Genomic DNA, 14,617 nt, shown 5'->3' on the forward strand with positions numbered 1-14,617 from the left:
GCAGCGGCGGCAACTGCGCACGCCACGGCTCCGAGGAGGCTGTTGCTTGCGCGAAGAAGCTTTCGGTCACGGTGCGGCCTTCCATGACCCGAAACCGGTCAGTGTGGATGTCGACGTGCCCGGACCCCACAGTGCTTCGATGTCCTCGGGTACACGGACTCGCCAATCTCCGTCGATCCAGACCATCGGCCAGGTCGACACGGTGTAGCCCAAATCATCGTGGGCGGCGAACTGCACGATGGCCAGGTCATCGCGGTAGCCGGGCTGGATTCGCACTCCGTCGGGGACCACGACGTAGCGCGCGGCGCCCGGAGTGCGCTGGCGTGAGCGGGCGAAGCGATCGGTGAGTGCCTGGCCTCCGCCGTAGTAGCGTTCGCGCACCACCTGCTGCCACACCCCGTCCGGGGCGGCCAGAACACGCGCAAGGGCATCTGCGGCGGCCAACGCTGCGCCTTGGGGTGTGCGAGCGAATCCGGTGGCGATGCCGTGTTGGATGCGGGCGGGTCCGTCGCTGCCCGACACCGGCAGCGCGGCGCCACCCCAGCCGCGCTGCCATCGCATCTGTGCGGGCGAGGTGGTCAGATAGTCCGGCCGGGTAGGGTCCGGGCGGGTGCTCGGATCCTGGGGAAGGGCTGAACCGGCGTCCTCGCCGGTGACTTCCAGTCGGTTGCCGAACAGATCGGTGGTCGGCGGCAGTGCCGGTGGGGACGGCGGCTGGTCGGGAAACGTTCGGGTGGTCGGGGCGCTCGAATGGCCGGGATCGACGGAGCGGTCGGGGGCCCTGTTGTCGTTGGTGACGGTCAGTACGAACACCGCGATGACGACGGCGGTGATGCTGGCGAGCAGGATGGTCAGCAGGCGATGGGAGTTCATGGATATCGGGTCTCTTCTCAGCGCGGCGTGAGTGTGACCACATCAGGTGGGGGCACGGCGACGTCGGTGACCGGCGCGGTGGTCGGGTTGTCGGGGAGTTGCAGGCGCCAGTCGTCGCCGTGCCAGACGACGGTGGTGTGGTTGCGGGTGACGGAGTTGTCGGGGTGGATGCTGTAGATGTCGACGTCGGTGGCGTCGAGGGTGTAGCGGGTGATCACGTAGCCGAGGACTTTCGGCGGGTCTTTGGTGATCGGGGCGGTGATCGAGATTTGGGCGCGCGCGGTCGCCCAGGCATCGCGGCCTGATCCGGGGGCGAGCATGCGCTGCCCGATCGCAGGCCATTGGTTGTCGGTGGCGATGGACATTCGCACGGTCGCGTGGATGGCCGCCAGCGCGGCACCGGCCGGGGCCCGATCGAATCCGGTGGCCACCGGCTCATCGATGTGGCGGGGACCTTCGTGGGCGACCGGCAGGTTGACTCCTTGGAACGGCTGCCACCGGACTCCGGTGGGTGCGATGGTGGTGGCGGTAACGCTGTGGTCGGGTGCCACGTCGCGGGTGTCATCACTGCCGCAGGCGACCACACCAGCGGCGATCGGTCCTGTAAGGGCCAGGGCCGTCAAGGTGGCGATTCGTCGTGTTCGGGACGGGTGCACGGGAAGGGTCTCCTCGGTTACGTGGGCAGGACGGCGAGAGCCAGCGAGCTGGCCGAGCCGAGCAGGACTGCGGCTGCCAGGGCACCGACGAGTCCTTCGACGGCTTCCTCCCGGTGAAGCCGGATCGCCAGCAGACCGCCGACCCAGACCGCGCGGGCGATGCACAGCAGCAGCACGAACCACGCCAGCCAGCCCAGTAGCTGTGTCAGCGGCAAAAGCACCTGTGTGGGTAGCGGTTTAGTGGTCAGCATGGGTCGTGCCTTGTTGATAGGTGCGGTAGGCGACCTCGAGGGCGGCCGGGATCGGCTCGGCGGTCTTGACGATCACCGTCGGAGGCACCGAGGGTGTGCCCAGGCGTGCGTCCCGACAGCCGCAGCTCCTCAGAGCCGAGGATGGTCAACGGCCGCAAGCCGTCCTGACCACCTCTGGCCGCTGGTCGTTCGGCGACGACCGATCCTGTGGTCGTGAAGAATTGCGGATGGATCCGGAGGTGGCGCATTTCTATCCGCCTCCGCTGACGGCGGCGTTCATGATCTGTCCGGCGCTGGTGGCGATGATGCCACCGACCAGGGCGGCCATGATGATCTTGGGTGACTCGACGGCACCGCCGTGAAAGCGTTCCCAGCCGAATTTGCCGCCGGCGTAGATCAAGGCACCGATTCCGGCGAGAGTGACGATCCAGGACAGATAGTTGACGAGATTGACCAGCTTGTCCGCCCCTGGCGGGGATTTCGGGGTGATCTTGATCTCTTGCGCGAGGACAGTGACCGCTCCGGTGACCGCGTAGACGGTGCTCATGGCGTTCCCTCCGAATCGTCTTGTGCCGCAGCATCGATACGTGTCGCGGCGAGGTGGGTGATGATCTGAGTTCCGGCGTGGTGCACGTCGGGGGGAACGGTGTCGGTCAACCGGGAGCGGCGCAGTGGCGGCGGGTCGAACGGCACGTATTGCGCCAGGTCGGTGAGTTCGCAGCTGAGGAGTTCGTCGTGCCAGGCGATCTGGTGGACGTGCTCGACCAACTGGGCCACGACCGAGCGGTACCGGCGCACGACCATGGGGACTCGTCCTGGGCGCGCGGCGGTCAGCACGAGCCCGATCACCTGCACCCCGTCCGGGGCCAGCCCGGCGTGCCATTCGCGCAGCCGGTCGGCAGCGGCGGTCAGGCCGGGCATGCACAGCCTGGCGGCGACGATCACCATCTGGGTTGTACGGGGTGAGCCGGGCCAGGCCAGGCCGGTGTCGGCGGCTGGTGCCCACCACCGCGCCAGGGTGGAAGCCGCCGCGCCGCCGTGCGCGCCGAGCACCGCGAACAGCGGCGGATGCGCTCCCACGGTCGGCAGCGGGGTGTCCCGCACCGGGGCAAGCTGTTCCGGCGTGGCGATCGTTCCCGCCTCGAGCCGGCTCGTGCACCGGGGGCGGTCGTCGCGGTGCAGCTGTGGCGGTGCGGTCATCGGTTAGCCCCGCTTCTGGATGTTGGTGATCACGACACCGGCCGGGTCATGACGGACGTTGATCAGTTGCAGGTAGTCGACGCGCTGCCCGTCGGGGTGCTGTTGGACCACATGCACCTCCGCGGCGCTGTCGGCGATCGGGGTGATCGCCACGCAATGCGTGGTCCCGGCCGGGATGGAGGCGATGCCCGCGGCCAACGCCTCCATCGAGAGTCCGGCCTCGGGGGCGGCGAGCCGCAAAGCTGCTTCAGCGCTGCGCTGGACGTAGTAGGCGTGCTCGAACGCCGCGATGACCCCGGCCACGCTGCGGGCATCGCCTGCGGAGTCGGTGACCGTGTGCCCGGACAACCCCGTGCACGCACCGGTGGAGGGCGGCGTGGTCACAGGTGGACCTGCGGTCAGGGTGGGGATCGGCTTGATGGAATCCGGCCTCTCGGCGACTCCGCTGAAACTCAGCCCGGCGAGCACGACTGCGCCAGCGAGGCCGGTGGCGAGCCCGACCCACACGCGGCGCGGCACCCGCGGGCGCCCCGGCCCGGGGATGGACGGTGGTGGCGAGGGCTGCTGCTGGTTGATCCATCGCCATTCCTCGCCCTCATGCTCCGGCCGCTCGGTCGTGGTCGATAGCGGCGATAATGCGGTGGGTTCGGCCGGTTGCAGCCAGCCCCATCCGTGGTCGCTGCTGGTATCGGTGTGTGGGCGGCTGTTGGGCATCGTCGGTTTCACCTCCTCGGGGGTGTGGTGGCGCGGGATTGTGGGCCCTTCGGGCGGGGGTGCCAGGGGAGAATCAGCAGACAAGGCTTGGGTACGTCTGCGGATTGGAACGGATCCGCCCGAAGGGGTCTTTACCGACCGCCGCTGGATCTCGGCGGCCCCGGTACAGGGCTGCTAGTGGCGGGTGCCGTTGCGGGCGCGGAGGATGTCGAGGTGACGGTGGACTGTGGTGCGGCGGGCGGTGAACCGGTTGCCGCGAGGTCACGTGCCACCGCGGTGAACCAGTCGGCGGTCGTGGCCAGCGCCGACCGGCCGGTGGGTGTGACCGGTGTGGTGCGGTAGGAGCCGTGGCGGCCACTGGTGTCGCTGTATTGCGCCGCAGCGGCGAGGGTGTAGAGCTGCTGGTGGTCGGTGACGGTGCTGGTGATCGCGTCGAATGCGTCGTTCACCCAGCGGCTGGCCGTCTGCGGCGGTACCAGCTCGACCACGGCGGTGGCGAGTTTCGCGCCGAGGCCGGCGACGGCCGCCCACGGGTTGGCCAGTCCGACGGTCGCCAATTCGGCGATCGTGGCCGGGGTGAACACTTTCCGTGCGACTGTCACCACCGCGTTCAGCCCGATGGTGCCGATTTTGAACAGCGCCGCGAGGGCCTCGCTCGGCCCCGGTGGGGCCGCGCCCGGGGTGGAGGCTTCGGCAAGCCGTTGCCCGAGCGGTTTCGTAGGCTGATACGACAGTTGATCCAAACTGGTCCCGGTGACGTCCTCGTTGATCACGCCCACCGCGGTGGTGAACATCGTTGTGGTCAAGGCTTCGGCGATGGTGGTGATCGCCGCGATCGGGTCACGCAGGTCCGAGCGGGCGGCGATGTTCGCGGCTGTGGTGGCCAGCCTGTGTCCGGGTGGGGTGTCGCAGGTCGCGTCACCGGCCGCGCACAGATCCGCCACCCGCCCTGACAACGCTGCGTAGCCGCTCGACTCCGTCGGCGGGGCGCCGATCCCGGCACCGGTCAACGGCTGGTTCAAAAGTGAGATCGTGGCAACCCGTTGCCCCGTGGTTCCGGGTGCCGCGGACGGGGTGGTGCTGTCGGGCCGGCCGGGCAGAACCGGGGTGTTCGTGGCGCGGTTCGGGTTGGCCAGCAAAGCGATCGCGGCAATGTTGTCCGGGCTGATGCGTGCGTTGCCCGCGCCGACGCGTTCGGCGAACCGCGAGACCGCGGGTGCGCCCTGGGCGTATCCGGCGGCGGCGATCTTCGTGGTCGGGCAGCGCGCAACGACATCGGCGGCGACGTGTTCCAGACGCTCGGCCGCTGCGGTGATTGCCGAGTCGTACGGCAGTGCCGTGCCGTCGGGTGCTCGTCCGTAGGGGACGTAGGCGCGCTGCACGAGATCACCGGCCGCAGCGGACAGTGGCCCGAACATCTGCCCGAGCGCGCCGGAGTCGCTGCTGACCCCAGCGTCCGGGGCGGCTTCCTCGCTGCCTTGTACCCCGAACGCGTACAGCACTGGGCAGGTCGCGCCGATCGGCGCGCCGGTGGCATCGGCGTGCACGACCCCGGCGGCGGTCGCGAGCGACATAGCAGCCGATACGAGCACCGCCGCAGTAGCGTGAGGCCCTCTGCTGGTGTGGGTGCTGGGATGCACGAGTCTTCACCTCGATCAGGATTGGTTTGGGGGCCTGCCCGCGCCGCGAGGGGGACGTGGGGCGGGCAGGCCGATTCAGGTGGTCTGGGGGTGGGCGGGGGTTGGGCGACGCTGCAGGTAGCCCGTCAATGTCGCGACTGCCTCCGCGGCTCCGTCTTTCGCGGCGCCGACGTGGCTTGTTGCGTAGTCACGCCAGCTCAGATCGACGCCGACCGAGCGGTATTGGGCGAACAACTGCCGCCCGAGTATGACGGGCACGAGTGCATCTTTGAGGCCGTGGTAGAGGTGCACCGGAACCTTTGGTGCGAAGCGGCCGCTGGTCTCGTTGGCCAGCACGTACCGCCAGATTGGGTCGTTCCACGGATCTGGGCGCTCGCACCACTTGCCTAGCGGTTGTTCGCGGTAAGTGACTAGCAGCGCCGCAGCGTCCAGCGCGCCGGCTTGCTCGATCACTTCTCGGCCGGCGTCGGTTATCAGGTGCCGCACCGGCAGATAGGCGTACGCGCGACTGAGGCCGATGAGCCCGGCCAGGGCCAATCCTGCCCACGGCCCGCCATCGATTTCCTCGATCAGTGCGCCAGGGTCCGCGACGACACCACCGGCGGCCACGCCGCGCAGATCCAACTCTGGGGCGTACTGCGGTTGTTGTTCGGCTGCCCACGCCGCGGTGCGGCCGCCGTCTGCATACCCCCACACCACACACGGCGCGGCATCGAGATCCGGGAGGGCTCGGGTCGCGCGGGCGAGGTCCAGCACCGCATGCGCGCCAGCGGCACCGGCCAGGAATTGATGCGGGCCCAGCCCGGTCATGCCCAGGCATGGTCCGTCCGGTACTGCAACCGTCCAGCCGCGCTCGAGGGCGGCCGCGATGGATTCGGATTCCGGTTCTCGCCCTCCGGCCAGCAGATGGGAAGGCGCACAGCGACCGCCGAGCCCGTGAAAAGACGGGCAATACACAAGGACCGGGCCGGGACCGGTGAGCCCGGCGACTGGGCTGGGTGTAATCACGGTCCCGGAGGCAGGCATTGGGGCCCGCGATCCTGTGGTGGCGTATACGACTTGCCACGCCGGGCCCGCGCCTCGCAGACCCGTCAGGGTGATCGGGCGGCGGCGCAGGAGCTGCCCGGCAGGGGCATCGAGGCCGTCATCGGGGCTGCGGTAGAAGTCGTCGTCGATCGTGCCAGGTTCGGTCATGGCCTGGCTCCGGCGATATCGTGGGCGAGGGCGATCATCCAGGCGATCCCGGAGTTGAGTTGCCCGTTGGCGGCGTAGTTGTTGTGCCGGGAGACCGTATCGAGGTACCGGACCCAGACCCCGGGGTTGATCAAGTCGGCGTTGTCGGCGACCAACTGCCCCCATGCCGCAGCGAGTTGACCGGCCAGCTTGGGCAGCAGGCCGATCGGATCCGCTGTGACCGTGGCGGCGATTTCGCCCCACCGTGCCGCCGCTATTCCGGCTTCTTCCGGTGTCGGTGCTGGGTTACGCGGGTCGGCTGCGTCGATCAAACGGTCCGCGAGCGGCAGCTGCGGCAGGTAGTCGACGTTGCCCCTGCCGACATGGAAGTCACTGAGGGTCACACTGGTCCACGCGTCACCCAGCACCGTTGACAACAGCGCATTGAGTGAGGCGAGTGCGGCGATCGGGTCGCGTAGGTCGGCTTGCGCGGCGATCTCCGCCCCGACGCGCAGCAGCGCGGCGCGCTCCGGCGCGGAGCAGGCCAGGTCACCGTCGGTGCAGACATCGGCGACCCGGCCAGCGAGTTCCCCGTAGCTGGTAGCGCCATCGGCGATTCCACCGCCTCCAGCGGGGGGATCGGACAGATGGACGGCTGACACTGCCGTCCCGATGGTGCCCGGCGCCGGATCCGGCACCGTCTGCCCCGGCCGTCCCGGGAAGATCGGCGCACCGACAGCGCGATCGGGATGGGCATACAGGGCGATCCCCGCGATACGGTCCGGCGGAACGGGACCAGCACCGGTACCAACGTCGTGCGCGAACGCCGACAGCGCTTGTGCACCTTGCGAATAACCGATGCCAGCGATCAGAGTGCCGGGACAAGTCTCGACGATCTCGACAGCAGCGGCATCCAGCCGATGGCGTGCTTCGGTCACGGACACCACGTACGGGTCCGGACCACCACCGGGGACCGCGCCACCGAAGCCCGCACCATAGCTGATGTAACTGCGTTGCACCAGGCCGGGAGCGCCTGCTAGGACGGGGCCGATGAATGCACCGACGACACCAGCATCGGCGAGCGGGTCGGCCGTCGGTGAAGACTGCCCGGTGCCCTGGACACCGAGTACGTACAAGGCGGGGCAGCCGGGGCCGATAGGTACCGCCACAGCCGTGGTGCTTCCGGTGGCCACGCCGAGCGCTGCCGAAGCTGCAACCGCAGCGGCGATAGTGCGCATTCGGCTTCTCCTGGAGACGGTCATGGCTGCCCGACCCCCACCCCAGCGCCGCAGCCCGCACCGACCGTACCGGCGGCCACAGCGCCGATCGCCGCCGCAGGAATCCCGGCGGTGACGGCCCCGGCCGCGGCACCAGCGGCGGCTCCCAGCGCTGTTCCAGCGACCCCGGAGGTCACTTCGCCGATGACCGGCACCGGTACCACCGTTCCCAGCGCGGCCCCTGCGATGCCACCGACCGTGCCGCCGATAAGGCCACCGACTACCGCGCCCGCCGCAGCTGCCGGGGCACCGGCGGCCGCCGCGCCGACAGCTCCACCGATCCCCGCTCCGGCGAGCGTGGTCCCGCTGACTCGGTCTGAGCGTCCGGCCGGAATACCGACCGAATCCAGCGCGGTCGCGACCTGCGCTTCGGCGTTCGCGGCGACATCGTTGATCACATCTGCGTATTCCGGCGGTAACCACTCCGGACGCGGAGCCTGCCACTGCCCGACTCGAATCGTGTTCTCTGGCGGTTCGATCGGCGCCACAGGAGCTACCGGTTCAGGCAGGTGCAACTCCTCGATCCGGACCGGCTCCACCGGCTGCTCCGGCGGCGGCGCCGGACGCGAGGGTGCGGCATTGCGGACCTCCGGCGGCTGTGAGTAGTAGATCTTGGGCGCAGGATCCGGCAGCGGGGGTACCGGCTCGGGCTCCGGTGCCGGTGGGGGCGGCGGAGCAGGTGTGGTGGTTCCGGGCTGAACCGGGCTGGTGACGCCGGGTTGATCAGCGATCGCAGCAAGGCTGGCGCTGGCGGTGCCTGCGGCTGCCATCATCACCGCCGCGGGCACCATGGCCGCCAGGATTGCGCGGCTAACTCGGCTGAAGCTGCGCGAGCAATCTCGACCCCAGCGCGCGTTGTTGTCGTGATCGCCGTGGACCGCATCGTCGCCATAGGCGAAGTGAGTACGTTTTCTGATCTTGTGCATGCCGAATAGACCCCGTCGGGAAGGTATGGAAAAGAATTCTTATGATCGGAATTCGCCGTTGCGCGTAGCGGTTCCTACCTCCCAGCAGCGAATCACTGCTGGGAGGCCGCGTCTCGAGGCGAGATGGTCAGATGAACGGAAGGATGAGCGCCAGTGCCTGAGCTGCCACGGACAACCCGTTGGAGAGCACAGACAGACCGGTATTCACCCAGTCTAGAACGATCAGAGGGTCCATCGGTTTCCTTTCAGTGGTCGAACTTGCGTGTCAATCAAAACCCGTCCCGTGCAGCAAAATCCAGTGTTTCGGCACACCTAATTTGCGTTAACGCAACCAGCGTGAAACTGCAAAATGGGTGATGCGCTGCGGCGTTCTGGGCCATCTCACGCAGCCAGCGATGAACAAAGTTCTCCCGCGATTCAGACTCTCGGCTACAGAAGCGCCCCAGGTTGGTCAGATTGGCAGATACATCGAAGTGTTCCCGAGCCTCGGCGATCAACGTGCACGGGAGAACAATCGAACAGCAGGATGTGGAGAACATATGCTACGAGGGATAGCCGCAGCACATATCGCGCGTAGATGCGGGTTCTGGCGCAGCTCGAAGTCAGGGCCATCAACTACATGCCCCGCGTTTTCGACGTGAGCTAAGAATGGACGGCCGACTATTCGAAAGGGCGTTGCGGAGGTATGGCGCGACGGCGCTGTTTCCGCCTACGAGTCGGCCGTCGGCGATCGGTTGTCTGGGGTTTGGCAAGATTCGGCGCCGGTCGTGAGCGCGGATGGCTGGCGGTCGACTGAATCGCTGCAGCGATGCCGCTTGCGGTCAGATACCACGATCGGCCGGCCTTATGGCCTGGCAGACATCCCTTTCGCAGCTGTTCTTCATACCAGCGTGTGGATTTCCGCAACGCTTGAGCGCCCACCGCTACAGGATATGTCGGCTCATGCGGCAGATTCTGGGTAAGGTTCGCCGACGGATCCGCTGAGCCGTCCTTTGCATGATCGCCCATTTCACCGACCTGACTGCCATTGCCGCCAGCGCCAGAACGGTTTCGCAGTTGCGATAAGGGGCGAGCGACTACGAGAATCACTGCACTTAGAATACCGTGGGGCGACGCGGGTAATTCATCGACAGGCGCCAGCCCGTCGCTGCCCGGTGGCCACGAAATGCCTCGCGCAGCGTGAGGCATTGATCGTAGGTGCACGCGGCAGCATGGACGATCGCTGCCCACGTCATTTGTGCCAGAACAGCGTCTAGGCCACCTCGATGTTGGGTCCGCGATAGCGCACCGGAAGGGCGGTGAGCAACAGTACGTCTCCGGTCTGACTGATCTCCGACATGGTCAAGCTATAGGAGATCAGTTCTCCGGTCTCGTTGTCGCGCCAGTGCAGCTGGTCTCCGGTGCTGCGGCCGTAGGAGATGCTGATGCTGCTGGCCCATAGCCGAGCGAACGTACTGTTGGGACGTAGCTGTCGCATCAATTCTCGGGCCTGCTCCGACGTCCGGTAGCGCCCCAACACTGCTTTGGTGGTTGCCACCGAATGAGCAGCCTCACGATCCCAATCGATCACGATGTCTCTCGCAGCCGGACTGAACAACCACACCGGCACCGACTCGCTGGCATCCAGCCCAGGCAGTGCTGACCGGAACGAATCATTACAGGCCAAGACGTTCCACATCGGATCCATGTAAGCCCCGAGCACTCCCCGTTCCTCGAGGGCATGGATATGGGTCATCAGTCCATCGTTCTCGCGAACGAGCCAGCGGAGGTTCGCGGCGGGTGCGAGATCCTCGGCGGGCGTGCGAAGCTCGAGTAGGTGACGTGCTTGCGCGCTGTCCAATCGGTATCCCAGGATCAGCTTGTTGAGCGTTTCCAGACTGGGTACCCGCTCGCCGCTTTCGATTTGGCTCAGGTATGACGCACTGACCTTCGTGCGCTCGAAGCTACCGGCCCGTGATAGCCCCAGGTGATCTCTGATCATCCAGCATGTCGTCGACAGCGTCGGTATGCTCGGCTGCACGCTGCGTTTGGGCTGGCGGTGTGCTGGACGCCGATTCAAGCGAACTCCCCCTCTCATGCAATGACCTCCGCTACGCTGAGCGCGGGTGGCACAACCAATGAGCGCCCCCGCGAGTTACCTTCGACCACTGGCGCGGCATCAGGGTTGCTGCAGCCCGGCGGTCCTCTCTGCTCAACCTTTGCCGCCCTGCCGCCGGGCGTCAATATCACAATCGTTGATACCTGCGCACCCGCCACTGAGCTCGGTCAGCCGTTAGTGTGCGAGAAGTCGATCATGCGCAGATGGGGGATCCGATGTCCTTAGGTGAAGTGTCTTCGAGCCTGCTGGCCGGCAGGACAGCGATCGTCACTGGAGCTAGCCGAGGTATCGGTGCTGCGATCGCGATACGGCTGGCTGCGGAGGAAGCCAATGTGACGATGATCGGTCGCACGGCTACACCGCATCCCAGGTACAGCGGCACGATCCATACCATGGCCGCAGAGGCGGAGGCCGCCGGTGGGGATATCCTGCCGATCGCCGCCGACGTGCGCGACGCCAAGGCGATGGCGGATGCTGTGCAGCGGACCGTAGACCGGTTCGGCGGAATCGACATGCTGCTGAACGTGGCGGCGGTGATCGAGCCCGCACCAGCGATCTCACTGACGATGAACCAATACGACTACATGCAGGACATCAATTGTCGTGCAACGCTTTTGATGACCAAACTGTGTCTGCCAGCGCTTCAGGATTCGGCGCGGGCAGGTCGAGCACCGCAGGTCCTGAACATCTCGCCACCGATCAACCTGGCTCGCGAGCAGATCGGCCGGTTTCCCGGATACACCGTCAGCAAGTACGGCGCTTCTTTGCTGACCATCGGGCTGGCACAGGAACTCGATGATCATGGCATCGCGGTCAACTCGTTGTGGCCGCGCACCACGATCGACACCGCGGCCGTGCGGAACAAGATCGGCGGCGGCGACGTCGCCGCAACCTCGCGCGATGTCTGGGTCATGGCTGATGCGGCACTGCTGGTGCTCACCCGCTCGACCTGCACGGGCCAACTGATGCTCGACGAGGAAGTACTTGTCGCCCACGGAATCGCCGATCTGGACAGCTACCGCGCAACCTCGGGCACCGGTCCGCTGACCAACGACATCTTCGTCGATGACTAGATCGGTCGCCTCAAGACCGAGGGCATCCCGCCCAACTCGTCGCTCTATCAGCCATCAATGAAAAACGTTGTGCACCAATATGATTTGCGCCACGTTCGGGTCACCGGCCACTGGTTCATCGGGAGACGGTTGGCCTCTTTGCCTTAGTCTGACCTGTTAGGCAGCCACGAAGCGTCCCGCGAGTCTGCACTCCCAGTTGCACCGCACACGCTCTTGGGGCTGCTGGAAGCCGAGCAAAGGCGGATGCCATGGTTGACGATGCCGATCTACCCGTACTGGCCAAGCTACTGCGGGCCGAGCGCGAAGCCGCGGATCTGACGCGCGAAGAAGCTGCCCAGATCGTGAAGGTCTCGAAGACGTTGATTTACGCGTGGGAGCGTCAAGGGCGGACTCCTTCGGCCGAGACACTCGAGGCGTTCTTGAACGGCCTCGAGGTCCCCAAGTGGCGAAGACCCAAGTACGCCGCGCTGACACAGCCACTGCTCAGCCAGCTCAACTGGGACATGGCGCCCGTGGTCACCCCGGACGACCAGCTTGGCCTGGACCACAACCTCGATCCCGCCTGCTACCACGACGACGCCTTCGACCTGTACGCCGCCAACCAACCACTGCTGACTCGCTTCCCCGGACTTGTCGCCCCCGCACCCGACGCCGACGTGCGACCGAATCTGCTCGAATGGGTGGTCCGGGCTCCCGCTGCGAAGAAAGTGATCAGGAACTGGGAGGAGCGGGCCATCGTCATGGCCAACGCCTTCCTCGTTGTCGCGCCCGGCCGGATACCCCAGCGGCGCATCCAGCAGATCATCGCTTCCTGCGAACAGGCACCCGAATGGCCCGAGATCTCCAGAATCCGCGCCACCGACGAGCACGTGCTCAACCAGCGAATCTTCCTCTGGAATCCCGAGACACAGCGCTACGAGAACCGCATCATCACCGCCTACACCTTCAAATACCCACCGCGGCCGTACAACGTCCTCGTTCTACAGGAAACGGCACCGCGGAACTGACCCACGCAGGACCGACCGAACGCGCCATCGCCGACTCCGACCGCGCGCACATCGCGGCAATACGATGGTCATGGATGTCGTCGCCGCCGCGTGACGCCGCGCAGTGGGGGACTCAGGTCTTCGGCATCGTTCGCGCGCCGGCAACACCCACCGCAGCCCACTCGCCTCGCGATCGAGCGGGCACAACTGCCATTCGGTGATCGCGGTGCGGTCGACCTCCACCGAAGCATGCGCCCGCGAGTAAGTCGCCTCCAGAAAATACTGGGCCGCCGCGAGGACGCTGGCTTGGTGGCAGACCACCGCCACTGCCTCACCGGGATGTATCCCCGCGATCAGCTCCAACTCGCAGCCCACTCGCGCCGCCCACTGCTCCCACATCTGTTCACCGACCGCCTCGAAGCCGAGCGGATGACAGTTCCCGCGTCGACTCCCCCACCGGCGGCCCGAGAAGCTGCGCGTGCACACCGACAGCCCCAGCATGTCGGCCACCACCGCGGGGGTCTGCGCCACGCGACGCGCGTGTGCTGTACACGCAGGTGATCCCGTGGCTGGACTGCTCGGCAGCCAAACGCTCCGCCAACCGCGCAGTCTGACTTCTACCCGTCGGGCGCAGCACGCGTGCGCCCTTCTCACCGGCCACACCATCGTCATACGATTCGCTGTGGGCGCAGCGAATCAGTAGCAGGCGCACATTGAATCCAACGTCAACCCCGATTTCGTTCACAAATCCACCACCCACCTCGCAAACCGCCTGCTACGCCGACTTCGTACTCGCCGACAGCATCACCGGTATCGAGCGCCTGCCGCCAACCACTACGCGTTGTACAACATCCTGTTGTACCGCAGCATCGACGACCTCCTGCTGGCATCCGACAGCGCACCGCCCGGGGAGTTCGACTGCCGTCAGTTACTGATCAGCGTGCCCGCCTCGACGGCCGACCACCCGGTATGCGATCATTTCGCATGCCGCAGCCCTGGGTGTCGGTAGCCGGACCGATGGCACCACAGTCCCGGCACCGCTGACCGACTTCCCGCGCACCGAGCAACTCGCCGCGCTGCGCATCCGCACGCACGCCATTCACTGTCGAGCCGGCGCCCGCGTAGCCCCGCTATGCCCTCCGCACCAGCGAAGTCGCTCTTCGACAGTGGGTTCCCCGGGATGCGGTCAAACCAGCGTAGGGGTAGATGGACCCGCTGGCCGAAAGGAATCCCGGATCCGAACGAGCCCCGAACCGGTCTGCGGCGGTTCGAGGCTCACTCAGGGGTATTCGCGCCTACCATCCGATCGCTCAAACAGTTGACGCCTCGAATCTATCCTGTGTGCATCTCATCTGAGAAATCCGCTGTCGCACTGATCGGTGGGCGGTCGCGACTCAGGCTGCGATGCTGAGCATGCTGGCGCGTACTCGGGGCAGTCGGCCCGCGATGACCTGGGCGGCTGATTCGCTGGCCTTGCGGTCGTTGTGCCCGTAGTAGCGGTCGGTGGTGTTGACGGTTCGTGCCCGGCGTCGCGGGAAACGACGAAGATCGGGACACCGTCCTGCAGTTCCACGAGATGCCGGTGTGGCGCAGCCGGTACGGGGTCAGGACCTTGCCGCTGAGCGTGCGGACTGCATGGCCGAACCGGCCCAGCAGTCAGGTGCGGGCAGTCGTGAGGGAACTGGCCGGACGAGCCGCGGTCCAGCTGCTGGCTGCCTTGCCGGCTCGGTTGTCCCGCCACACCACAGTT

At 66.7% G+C, this 14,617-nt stretch carries 13 protein-coding genes; 2 read left to right on the plus strand and 11 right to left on the minus strand.

Translation table 11 applies throughout. The annotated features are described in order from the left end of the window. Positions 1 to 66: 66 nt before the first annotated feature. The 11 genes from ACIA5H_RS30465 to ACIA5H_RS30515 form a co-directional block, all read right to left on the minus strand. Entirely contained in the window at positions 67 to 873 is an 807-nt protein-coding gene (locus ACIA5H_RS30465; RefSeq protein WP_397079074.1) for a hypothetical protein, read from the minus strand. 17 nt (positions 874 to 890) lie between these two features. Next, the gene (locus tag ACIA5H_RS30470; RefSeq protein WP_397079076.1) at positions 891 to 1,529 is read right to left on the minus strand and encodes a hypothetical protein; all 639 of its coding nucleotides are present in this window, start codon (positions 1,527 to 1,529) and stop codon (positions 891 to 893) included. A gap of 17 nt (positions 1,530 to 1,546) precedes the next feature. Then, entirely contained in the window at positions 1,547 to 1,780 is a 234-nt protein-coding gene (locus ACIA5H_RS30475; protein WP_397079078.1) for a hypothetical protein, read from the minus strand. Positions 1,781 to 2,030: 250 nt separating this feature from the next. Beyond that, the gene (locus tag ACIA5H_RS30480) at positions 2,031 to 2,327 is read right to left on the minus strand and encodes a hypothetical protein (RefSeq protein ID WP_350904034.1); all 297 of its coding nucleotides are present in this window, start codon (positions 2,325 to 2,327) and stop codon (positions 2,031 to 2,033) included. Further along, positions 2,324 to 2,980: a hypothetical protein gene (locus tag ACIA5H_RS30485; protein ID WP_397079081.1), complete on the minus strand. Its 657-nt coding sequence runs from the start codon at positions 2,978 to 2,980 to the stop codon at positions 2,324 to 2,326. The genes ACIA5H_RS30480 and ACIA5H_RS30485 overlap by 4 nt, the downstream gene beginning before the upstream one ends. 3 nt (positions 2,981 to 2,983) lie before the next feature. Then, positions 2,984 to 3,694, minus strand: a complete 711-nt coding sequence (locus ACIA5H_RS30490; protein ID WP_397079083.1) for a hypothetical protein — start codon at positions 3,692 to 3,694, stop codon at positions 2,984 to 2,986. 131 nt (positions 3,695 to 3,825) lie between these two features. Further along, the gene (locus ACIA5H_RS30495; RefSeq protein WP_397079085.1) at positions 3,826 to 5,268 is read right to left on the minus strand and encodes a cutinase family protein; all 1,443 of its coding nucleotides are present in this window, start codon (positions 5,266 to 5,268) and stop codon (positions 3,826 to 3,828) included. A gap of 141 nt (positions 5,269 to 5,409) precedes the next feature. Then, a complete protein-coding gene (locus ACIA5H_RS30500; protein ID WP_397079087.1) occupies positions 5,410 to 6,528 on the minus strand; it encodes a lipase family protein in 1,119 nt (372 codons plus the stop codon). Beyond that, positions 6,525 to 7,745 carry a cutinase family protein gene (locus ACIA5H_RS30505; protein WP_397079089.1) on the minus strand — a complete coding sequence of 407 codons (1,221 nt, stop codon included), beginning with the start codon at positions 7,743 to 7,745 and terminating at the stop codon, positions 6,525 to 6,527. The genes ACIA5H_RS30500 and ACIA5H_RS30505 overlap by 4 nt, the downstream gene beginning before the upstream one ends. 20 nt (positions 7,746 to 7,765) lie before the next feature. Next, positions 7,766 to 8,710 carry a hypothetical protein gene (locus ACIA5H_RS30510; RefSeq protein WP_397079091.1) on the minus strand — a complete coding sequence of 315 codons (945 nt, stop codon included), beginning with the start codon at positions 8,708 to 8,710 and terminating at the stop codon, positions 7,766 to 7,768. Positions 8,711 to 9,962: 1,252 nt separating this feature from the next. Beyond that, positions 9,963 to 10,691, minus strand: a complete 729-nt coding sequence (locus ACIA5H_RS30515; RefSeq protein ID WP_397079092.1) for a helix-turn-helix domain-containing protein — start codon at positions 10,689 to 10,691, stop codon at positions 9,963 to 9,965. Between the two features lie 320 nt (positions 10,692 to 11,011). Between ACIA5H_RS30515 and ACIA5H_RS30520 the strand changes: the two genes are divergently transcribed. Both ACIA5H_RS30520 and ACIA5H_RS30525 read left to right on the plus strand, forming a co-directional pair. Then, the gene (locus ACIA5H_RS30520) at positions 11,012 to 11,881 is read left to right on the plus strand and encodes an SDR family oxidoreductase (RefSeq protein WP_364439499.1); all 870 of its coding nucleotides are present in this window, start codon (positions 11,012 to 11,014) and stop codon (positions 11,879 to 11,881) included. 248 nt (positions 11,882 to 12,129) lie between these two features. Next, on the plus strand, positions 12,130 to 12,888 hold the full coding sequence (locus ACIA5H_RS30525) for a helix-turn-helix transcriptional regulator (RefSeq protein ID WP_364439496.1): 759 nt from the start codon (positions 12,130 to 12,132) through the stop codon (positions 12,886 to 12,888). Positions 12,889 to 14,617: the final 1,729 nt, after the last annotated feature.

It is taken from the genome of Nocardia sp. NPDC051900 (assembly GCF_044452545.1).
GTDB classification, from domain to species: domain Bacteria; phylum Actinomycetota; class Actinomycetes; order Mycobacteriales; family Mycobacteriaceae; genus Nocardia; species Nocardia sichangensis.